The organism is Tepidibacillus decaturensis (genome assembly GCF_001561915.1).
Lineage (GTDB): Bacteria > Bacillota > Bacilli > Tepidibacillales > Tepidibacillaceae > Tepidibacillus_B > Tepidibacillus_B infernus.
This window is the reverse complement of record NZ_LSKU01000001.1, coordinates 340,359-349,803: the sequence shown is the minus strand read 5'-3', so window position 1 is coordinate 349,803 and position 9,445 is coordinate 340,359. Positions and strand designations below refer to the sequence as shown.

The 9,445-nt window shown below is 35.3% G+C and carries 13 protein-coding genes; 2 read left to right on the top strand and 11 right to left on the bottom strand.

Going from position 1 to position 9,445, the window contains the following annotated elements:
- The first annotated feature begins 106 nt into the window (after window positions 1-106).
- Complete coding sequence (locus U473_RS14695) at window positions 107-274, top strand: hypothetical protein (RefSeq protein ID WP_161937266.1); 168 nt, start codon at window positions 107-109, stop codon at window positions 272-274.
- A 174-nt stretch (window positions 275-448) separates the two neighbouring features.
- Window positions 449-1,054 (top strand): DUF3800 domain-containing protein, encoded by a 606-nt coding sequence (locus U473_RS01685; RefSeq protein WP_068722760.1) that lies wholly within the window; start codon window positions 449-451, stop codon window positions 1,052-1,054.
- Between the two features lie 281 nt (window positions 1,055-1,335).
- Here U473_RS01685 and U473_RS01680 read toward each other — a convergent pair whose 3' ends face one another.
- The 11 genes from U473_RS01680 to U473_RS01635 form a co-directional block, all read right to left on the bottom strand.
- Entirely contained in the window at window positions 1,336-1,674 is a 339-nt protein-coding gene (locus U473_RS01680) for a hypothetical protein (protein ID WP_068722758.1), read from the bottom strand.
- 15 nt (window positions 1,675-1,689) lie between these two features.
- Window positions 1,690-2,352 (bottom strand): N-acetylmuramoyl-L-alanine amidase, encoded by a 663-nt coding sequence (locus U473_RS01675; protein ID WP_068722757.1) that lies wholly within the window; start codon window positions 2,350-2,352, stop codon window positions 1,690-1,692.
- A 4-nt stretch (window positions 2,353-2,356) separates the two neighbouring features.
- On the bottom strand, window positions 2,357-2,617 hold the full coding sequence (locus tag U473_RS01670; protein WP_068722755.1) for a hemolysin XhlA family protein: 261 nt from the start codon (window positions 2,615-2,617) through the stop codon (window positions 2,357-2,359).
- 14 nt (window positions 2,618-2,631) lie between these two features.
- Window positions 2,632-2,808, bottom strand: coding sequence for a hypothetical protein (locus U473_RS14690; RefSeq protein WP_161937265.1), 177 nt, complete (start codon window positions 2,806-2,808; stop codon window positions 2,632-2,634).
- 3 nt (window positions 2,809-2,811) lie between these two features.
- Entirely contained in the window at window positions 2,812-3,258 is a 447-nt protein-coding gene (locus U473_RS01665) for a hypothetical protein (RefSeq protein ID WP_068722754.1), read from the bottom strand.
- Window positions 3,258-4,142 (bottom strand): hypothetical protein, encoded by an 885-nt coding sequence (locus U473_RS14860; RefSeq protein ID WP_068722753.1) that lies wholly within the window; start codon window positions 4,140-4,142, stop codon window positions 3,258-3,260. Before U473_RS14860 ends, U473_RS01665 begins: the two co-directional genes overlap by 1 nt.
- Window positions 4,143-4,145: 3 nt before the next feature.
- Window positions 4,146-4,499, bottom strand: a complete 354-nt coding sequence (locus U473_RS01655) for a hypothetical protein (protein ID WP_068722752.1) — start codon at window positions 4,497-4,499, stop codon at window positions 4,146-4,148.
- 4 nt (window positions 4,500-4,503) lie between these two features.
- Window positions 4,504-4,959, bottom strand: coding sequence for a hypothetical protein (locus U473_RS01650; protein ID WP_068722750.1), 456 nt, complete (start codon window positions 4,957-4,959; stop codon window positions 4,504-4,506).
- Between the two features lie 11 nt (window positions 4,960-4,970).
- Window positions 4,971-6,362 carry a hypothetical protein gene (locus tag U473_RS01645; protein ID WP_068722748.1) on the bottom strand — a complete coding sequence of 464 codons (1,392 nt, stop codon included), beginning with the start codon at window positions 6,360-6,362 and terminating at the stop codon, window positions 4,971-4,973.
- 11 nt (window positions 6,363-6,373) lie between these two features.
- The gene (locus U473_RS01640; RefSeq protein ID WP_068722746.1) at window positions 6,374-8,824 is read right to left on the bottom strand and encodes a phage tail tape measure protein; all 2,451 of its coding nucleotides are present in this window, start codon (window positions 8,822-8,824) and stop codon (window positions 6,374-6,376) included.
- Window positions 8,825-8,986: 162 nt separating this feature from the next.
- Window positions 8,987-9,376 carry a hypothetical protein gene (locus U473_RS01635; protein ID WP_068722744.1) on the bottom strand — a complete coding sequence of 130 codons (390 nt, stop codon included), beginning with the start codon at window positions 9,374-9,376 and terminating at the stop codon, window positions 8,987-8,989.
- Window positions 9,377-9,445: the final 69 nt, after the last annotated feature.

Here is a 9,445-nt window from a genome sequence, read left to right as displayed (position 1 = left end):
GGTGGCAAAAATATGCTAGTACGAGTAAAATTTTTTTTAAAAATTTATAGTGACAGGATTTTTATTCCATTTAATTGAATATTATAAAAAATGGGAGGGAAACAATATGAAGCTAAAAGCAAAAACGATGACTAATAAACTACACTTGATTGAATATGAGAATGATGAGTGCAAACTATGCTACGGTTATAGTGTTGTTCATCAAGTAAGAATTGATGGAACGTTGGGAGAAGCAAAAAATGCCCTGAATGTAAAGGAAAGAAAGTCCCATTAACTAATAAAAACTAATACCTTGAATTGGTCAAAGGCTATATTTAAAAAAACATGAAAAGTACGAATAAAAAATTAGTTTATCCACATTTTCCACAGATTAAAATTTACTAAATTTTAATCTGTGCTAGAACTATAATATAAAAATATTACATTTATAGAGGGGAAGTTAACCGGCTTGTTAGTCTTTGTAGATGAATCTGGAGATACAGGGTTTAAATTTAATCAAGGATCAAGTGATCATTTTCTTGTTACAATGGTGTTTTTCGAGAGAAATAGTGATGCAGAACAAGTTGCTAAGGAGATCGAATCTCTCCGTAAAGAAATTAATTGGTACAAAGAATTCCATTTTAAGGAATTACCCGATAAAGTTAAAGAAGCATTTTTTACACACATTACGGGGAAATATTTTTATAGATGTATTGTCATAGACAAAAGAATAATATATTCCGATTTTTTAAAAGAAAATAAGAAAAAATTTTACAATTTTGTAGTTGGACAGATGGTTAAATTTTCAGAAGGATACCTTGATAACGCAAAGATTATTGTTGATGCATCTAGTGACAAAGCTTTTCAAAATGAACTAAAAGTGTACATGAGGAAAAAAGCTAGATATAACGGATACATTATTAAGGAAATCAAATTTAAAAACTGGCGTCAGAACTCTTTAATTCAAATAGCTGATATGTATTGTGGTGCAATCTTTAAAAATTATGAAAAAAACTATCCTTATTATTATGAGAAAATTAAAAGTAAAGAGAATAATTTATGGGAATTCAGGTAAAAAAGTGGTCATATTAGCTAGCCAAAGGCACGCCTTCTCTGCTGAAGACAATTCGCTAATATGACCCCGGTAATTATAATTATGCTCAAAAAGAAAAAAATACACCTAATTAGGTGTTTCGTAAAAGATATTTATTTTTTGAGGATTGCTAGTTCATCGTTATGAACAGGAAGCCGTCGGTAGACCCTTTTCGCAATTCCTCCTTCGGTAATTTAATTATAGAATATATTTACTTACAATGTCAATAGATGTAATTTATCGTCAATAAATATATTCTATTTTTACACCGAATCATTATTTTCCCCATCGTCCAAGTAATCGAGCATTTCTGTATATAAAATATCAATCTGCTTAACCAACCAATCCACACTTATAAATAGCCGCGCCCATGCAGGCAACAAGGGATAAAACTTTTCAACAATCATTCTCTCAGCAGCAAGTCTTTTTTCTTTGCTGCTTGCCTTTTCTGCTGCAAAGGTGGAGAGTTTTTTCTCAACCACGAGCATGATGAGTGCGATCTTGCCCTTCGCGTACTTTCTCACCAAAAAACGCAATAAAAAAAGCACTGTTATGAGTGCTAACAACACAACTAAATATGTGACATTTTGATCGATTAACATGTTCAACATCCTTTCTTATTTTAATTCAACAGTTTTCTTTGCAGAGTTCCAGTTCACTTGCAATCCCAGCGACTCTGCCAGAACACGAACAGGCGCATAGCTCACACCATCGATGACAACTCCTTGCATCACTTCACCTTTGTATGTGATCTTCACTTTTTCCACTTTTTCTTGTTCCTCCTTCCACTTTTTCATTTGTTGGATGAACCAATCCTTTGCTATCCCTGATCCTGGGCAAGTTTTGTTAGAATATTCCCGATGAAAGACTATATCATCTGTGGTTAGATTCAGCTCTTCAAGCAATATACTCACTACACCCAAAATGGCGTTCAATTGTTTTCCTTCTAATACCTCTTGACCTTTATCAAAATTACCGATCATCTCAAACATAATTCCACCTGTGTTATGACCACTAATGCCAGCAGGAATGACATTTAGATCCCTTCCATCCCAAATTAAACCATCAGGAGAAATGGTAAAATGTTGACCAATGTCACTCCAGCCTATTGTTTCAGTATGGTACCTCCAAATGGCTTCAATTGTTTTTTCTCCTTGATAATCAGTTTTTCTCGGTTTCCAAGTATGGTGAATCTGAATATGATTGATAGGGCGTGTGAAGTTGAAGTTACGAATGAAACGATCAAATTCATCAAGCGTATAGGCTTTGAAACGTCGCATGTTATCACCCCACTTTCTGAAAATAGAAAAACAGCAATCCGATTGCACTTGTGAGTAGTGCTCCAATCACTGTTCTCCATAGCCATGTTTGGTTCTTTGAGATTTCGTCGATTCTATGGTGAGCTGACTTCGTGCTTTGCAATGCTTCGTTAGCTGTTTCTTTTGCCTCTTCTGCAGTGTCTTTAACGTCAGTCATAAGATCGATCTTTGTTTCGACACGTACCACACGTTCGCGTATTTCTGATAATATGTCTAGGTCTGTCATATACCCACCTACTTTCAGTATTTGGTGTCTACTAGATCATGCATTACTAACAGATCATAAAGCAGATCATCTTTTTCTGCTCTACTCATTTGTTGAAATGATTTTGCATTTAGCTTTTGTTTTACTTTTTCCTTTTTCGTTAGTTCACGTCCAAACTCTATTTTTTTCCCTTTTTTCGTATGATTCCACATCAATTAGACCCCCTTTATCGTTACATTAGTTTGTCCATATTTAGTCGTGGATTTCACTATGAGATTAAGTATTCCAGGTTGCGTCATTGTTATCTCGAAAGTTACTACACCATTCACTGCATTCTTGCTTGCCACAAGTGTTTCTGTTCCATCTTCATTGAGTTGATAGAGTTCAATTACCTCTGTGCTTGTATTGTCGTCTACTGTTGCAGTGATGGTAGCGGTATCTATGCCGTCTGCTGTGATTTGTGGTTTGTCTACAGATACATGCAGATAGTTATATATTCGAGTTATGTTACCTTTTTCATCCACATCAAAATTAGCTGGATATTTTGTAGCTTCTATCACACCATCGCCAACAAAGATACCTTCAATTCCATCTATGCTTGTGAGATGGTGCATCGACTCAATGCTTACAACGAGACCATTTTGAATCACTATTCTATACATCACCACACCTCCCAATCTATACGTGCATTTAGGCTGGGACTGGATGTGGTCGTGTTTTTAAATTCTATCACTAAGTCAGTCTCGTTTATATATATGTTATTTACGTTTATAGAAGAATTTCCACTTGCTGAATATCCATAAGTACTATTTGAAACCGTTCCCAAATTCCTTTTACTCCAACTCCCCCCGTGAGGATCAGTATAATACTTTATTGTTCCTGTAACTAACGTTGTATCTGGATTAGTTGAAAAATTAACTAAAATACCAAATACACTTGCTTTCATAGTTAATTTACCATGTGCATATATTCCTCCCAAGGGTATTGTTTTTATGAGTGTTTGTTCAGAACTTAATGTATCGGTATATGTTGCATAACCGTATATCTTAGTTTTATTCATAAAATCACTTGCATGTTTCCCATCCACCGTATCCGCATCAAGTCCACTACCTGCACCGTCGTTCCCTGCGTGCCATACTTTGTTTGCATTGATCGTTACATTTGCAGCTTTTATATCTATCGTTCCACCACCAGTAACGCCAGTTCCTCCACCTGCGATAATTCTTGAATCATAATCAACAACAGTAGCACCGCTATGAAAATCAATGAATGGTGTAGATGTAGTACCATCCTTTTTACCTAATTCAATTGCACCATTAGCGTTATTACCTATATCTACAGATGGTAGATATAAAGCACCAGTCATCGTGTCCCCGGCTTTGTTGACCGCCCCCACCTGCGCAGCTGTTACAGCGTGTGGATTGTCGGTGCGAGAAGTATGTGCATCAATGTCCGCTTTTGCTTCGTCGTATTGGGTTTGTATATCATTCATCAATGTTGCAGTAATAATATCCCCTGTTGATACTATCGTTTTTACATATGCCAATTATTACACCCCCCGCACATTTGGATGTATACCTAAGGCTATTTCTAAATCTTCTATTTTCGCAATAGCTTCGATCGTCCCAAAACTTAAACCTCTTGTAATACCATATTTGCAAGAAAGTTCTTCAGGTGTTAAAGTACTTTCTAGCCTTGTAATTTCTGAATGAATTTCTTGATCTGTTACCGTTTTGGCCCAATTTAGGTTATCAATGCGTGACTGCTGAAATTTTATTTCTTCTCCGAAATTCTGAATTACAGTACCGCCAACTTTTTGCAATACCTTTTCATTGTTTTGTAATGCTATTATTTGCTTTTGCAAAAATGATAGTTTTGCATCTAACAGATCTAATATAGGCATCTAATCACCCCGCATTTATATATAAATCCCAAGTGTATGTAATAGACAAAGAAGCTGTTTTTGAAATTTGGTCGTGAATAACTTTATTATATTGTGTTCCAGTACCTGCAGAATCTGTTGCCCCATTACCAAAAAGAGCAGCACTTGTTAATGTATAACCGTTTGCTTCAGTGGATGAAAGGTACATATCGACAGTGAGTTTTCCATCTGCTTTAGCTTTTGATGTAAATACTTTCCGGAATACTTCCGTTATCGTCGGCGTTACTGATGGCTCACTTGTATCAGTACCCAAAGCCATGTGCGTAAGACCAGTCACTGCATCACCAAAAAGAAAATCACGTATAAGATTACGGCCATTTAAAATAACTAAGTTATCAACTACTACTGTTCGTATCCTACCCGTGACTACATTTTCTATCACAATAGTTAATTTACCTTTCAAATCTAAATCTTCCCTCATTGCGTCACCACCTACGCTATTTCTGAATAACCGATTCTTGCATAACCAATTCTTGATTCAGGAGCTCCAGCGCTAATTGTAAGAGTATCAGTTAATTTTGCTGTATCTTTTAATACAAGTAACTTATCCAACACCTCATCATCTCGAACCTCTATCTGCCTGCTTTGATTGAAAAGTTGAACAAGTAAATCTTCTAGCCCTTTTAATTTAGAAGCTATTTGAACATCATAAACATACTTGTCAGCAGTAAGCCAGCTCATAGTAACTTTACGAATTAAAAAGTCACTTTCAATATTTCTTTTAGTGTTTGTAATGTGAATCAATTGCCCACTTCTAAGCCCTCTTTCGTTCGTTCTAAAGCTTCCTGAAAGTAATGGATCGGAATGTTGATCCAAGTCTGCTTGTGATATCTGTCTGGCAAGGTCTTTACTGGCAACTTCTTTGTCAACGATGATATGTTCATATATTCCGTCTCCACCTTCAAGAGCCTTCATGCGATTAATAGAATCATAATCATCAACCACAGTGAGCACAGGAACTTCGTATTTATAAGTGAATTTAACTACGTCTGTTGAAACTGTGTTCAATGAACCAGATATTACATGTTTTTCTTGATAGTTCATGAGAAAATCAACTGTTGATGGGTCATCTATATTCTCAATACCGACAGATTTAGCAACATCATTAACCTTAATTTTTAATTCGTTTGGTTTATAACCAAGGTTCCAAACTTCTTTTCCGCCTTCATGAGTCTCAGTAAAAAAATCTGATAGATAGGTTCCTCCTCTAAAATATACGCGATTTCTAAGCTGCGATATATCAGCTGTAATCTCTAAATCAGAATAATTAGATTCTGTATCATCCAAGGCAAATGGTGCTGAATTAGTGAACTGATCAAAGAAATGAACATCTTTGTCATAGTCGATATACCAATTATACCCTGTGAGCTCTGAAAGCTCTTTAAAGCATTCTCCTGGATACTTATAGTTGAATGAAATACTTTTAATAATCTCTCCCTGTTTTACATTCACTGAAGTAAACCCAGAAGTATATTTTGTTAGAATATCTTTTACAATATCCCCAGCAAACATATTCTCGTACTTTTCAACGACAAGATGCTTGTCTAGTAGTCTTTGATAGTCCCCACATTCAACTTGATAGATAAACTCTCCTGGTACATTCTCGACTTCAGGAGCGCTGACAATATGCCCGGCAAATACTTTGTTTGCTCCTTCCGTTATGATGATTTCTTGCCCTTCAATTGGTTTTTCAGCAACATCAGAGCACTCATATTGAAATGAACAACGATCTTCTTCATCTGTTAGCGCATCTGTCTTTTGAAAAGTGGAAGGATCAATATTAGCTGTTCTATCAATTCCGTTTATTGTAATTGTGAGCGGCATCCTTCCACCTCCTAAATCTTCTTACGCTTCAGTACTGTTTTACCAATTTCACGAGATACAATTGGAGCGACCTCTGATTGTATGAATCTTTTAAATTGCTGTTTAGAGTCTGAGAAGATATTTGACCCAGTGAAATTAAAATTTAAGACAATAGGAGCACTTGCACCAACTAACAAAGGAACCTTTTCTAAAGGTCTTACTTCTGCACCTTTAGGCAAATTTAATAACTCAGGACCGTTTTCTCCTACCCATGTTAGCCCTGATTTTGTTACAGAACCGCCTTCTGCTAAGCCAGGTATATCTTCATCTTTTTTGCCTCCACCTAACCACCATGGCATATCTGGATTAGCTTGTCTATAAGCATCAGTACCTACATCTTTACTTATGCCTCTTTTCCCAATCTGTACCCAAGCTCCATCTTCGTTTTTCTTAAAGATAATATCATTATCATCAACCATAATACTCTTTTGCTGTTGCATAGCCTGAATTGATTTTTCAATCGAATTTGTTAGATTGATCTGCTCAAGCTGTAAATCCATAATGGCAAGTTTTAATTGTCTTGTTGCTTCCGCATTCTCACCTTTTACATGCTTTGAAAGTTCATATTTTTCTTGAAGAATGGTTAATTGTTGCGCTACTAACTTTTGCTCATCCTGGTAATGTTGTAGTTCTAGTGTCACCTTTTTTTGCTCATTAGCTTCTTCACCAAGTTGAGCTTTTCTGATCTCGAATGCTTTATCAATTTCTTTGCGTTGAAAATCAATATTAGACAGTTGTGCTGCTTTATATTCTTCTACTGCATCTTTTGCTTCAACATATGATTGTGTAACTGCAGCATTGCTGGAAACTACATTAGCATTACTAGCAATGACCATATTATCTGATGCAACGCTTTCTTCTGCTTTTCTTTTTTTAAGAGCGATCATAAAGTTTTCTTCTTCAGATATTTGCTTGGTCATTTCAGAGTGTACATATTGTGTTTTGATGATGCTAGCAGTTAATTTTTTCTCGTAATCATCGAATGTCTGTTGAGTTTTCTGCCTGAATTTTTCGATCTTATCACTTAAGCCTGGGATAAAGGAAACCAGGCTTTCAATTTTGGCTAGGATCCAGTCTATTGAGGTGCCAACACCGGATGAGATATCTTTCCAGATGTTGAGCATAAATATCTTTACTTTGTCATTAGTATTATAAAGAGTAACTAATGCACCAACGAGTATACCAATAACTGTAATTATTCGCCCAATTGGATTTGCATTCATTACAAAATTCAAAGCGGTTTGTGATGCAGCTGCGACTTTAGTAGCAATTTGATAATCCTTCATCAGCTTAACTAGTTGAGCTACTTTTACAATAGTTAGTGCAATTCCTCCAGCTGCTATAAGTGAAATTGACCCAAAGGTACTTGTTATTGTAATTATATTTCGAGTTTTTTCGTCTAAGTTATTAAACCAGTTTGTAAGACTTGTAATCTTATCAGTTACTGTCATTACTGCTGGAGCAACAGCTTTCCAGTAGAGTTCTGATGCATTTTTTAAAGAGTTTTGTAAACGATCCATTGCAGCAGTATTGTTATTAGCTCTTTCTTCTGCTATCCCTTCTGCATAAGCAGATTGTTTTAAAAATTCTTGATACCTGACCTGAGCTTTTTCAAGGTCAGTCATCTTTTCCCAACGATCTTTATATGCACCATTCAAGGCTATGTTTTTCATATAAGTATCATTAAGAGTTAAACCTAGGTACTCAGCAGATTCAGCTTCACCTCGAATAGCTGCAATTACTCTTTCATTTGCTTCACTTAAATCTAATCCTTTTGCTTTTGCTAAATCTAAGGAACGTTGAGTTAACATTTGAGTTTGATCAATTGATAACCCATAAGCTTTATTTAATGTATAAACAGCTTGTGCTTCTTGTAAAAATGCGTCTTTCGAAACTGCAGTTTTCGCTTCTAAATTACTTGCCCACTTTTGCCATAACTGAGCTTGTTGCTCTCCATATTGTCTTACTAAGTTATCAGCTGCATTAAATCTTTCCTCAAAAACATTAAATCCTTCAGTTGCTACAGCTGTTAATCCAGCAGTTGTTGCAGCCCCTGCGATCATAGCTTTTTTGCCAATATTGTCTAGGGTTTCTAATCGTTTTTCAATTTCTTTGCCAGCCTTCTCTGCTACAGATTCAGCTTTTTTTAATTCTGTAGTAATTTTATCGATTTGAGTTGCATCCAAACCTAAATTCTTAAGTTGATTTCTAACATTAGCCAATTCGTTTTCCAAAATTTTGGGATTAGCGTTTTTTACTTTTTGATTAATTTTGTCAATCTCATCAGCTTCTAGACCAATATTACGTAGCGACTTGTTTAATGATCCAAATTCTTTTGTTGTTTTTCTAATCGCTTTTTCAATCTCTTTAGACGCCTGGTCTTGGGCTGCTAAAACAATTTCGACAGAATTACGTTTGGCCAATACTAATCCCTCCTCCTGCACTTAACAAACTACGAATTAAAGAAAATGCATCCATAATAACTGCTGGTTGATCTAGAACTCCACCATCATATGGTAGTGAATTAAACTCCCTACAAGTTAGATACAAATCCAAATAGTAATTAGAAAAAGAGCGATTACCTTTTAATTCGGCAACCGCTCTAGTGAGTTTTTTACGTCATCCTCTGTTAAGTTATTCATTTTATTGACTTCATCTAAAATCTTTTCATACACTTCTTCGTCTAAATCTTTGATAGAATCTTCGTTAATTTCGACATCGTTAGCACTCCATGCTTTAATTGCAAATGAAAGCTTTTTATATTCTACTTCATTTACTTTGTTCACAATGTTTTCATTGATATCATCATTATTCATCTTGATATCTTTATCTAATATTTGAATATTCATTTTCTTAAACATACCAGCAAGTTCACTTGTTAAGATATCTTTTTGACCTTTTGAAAGATATTGCAGTTCCACCCAATTCCCTTCTGGCAAATCAATTCGCTTAGTTGGTTTATTTTTTGAAAACACAAAAATTCATTCCTTTCTACCAATAAAATAAAAAAATTAAGAGGATTTTAAACATATATGTGGTATTTT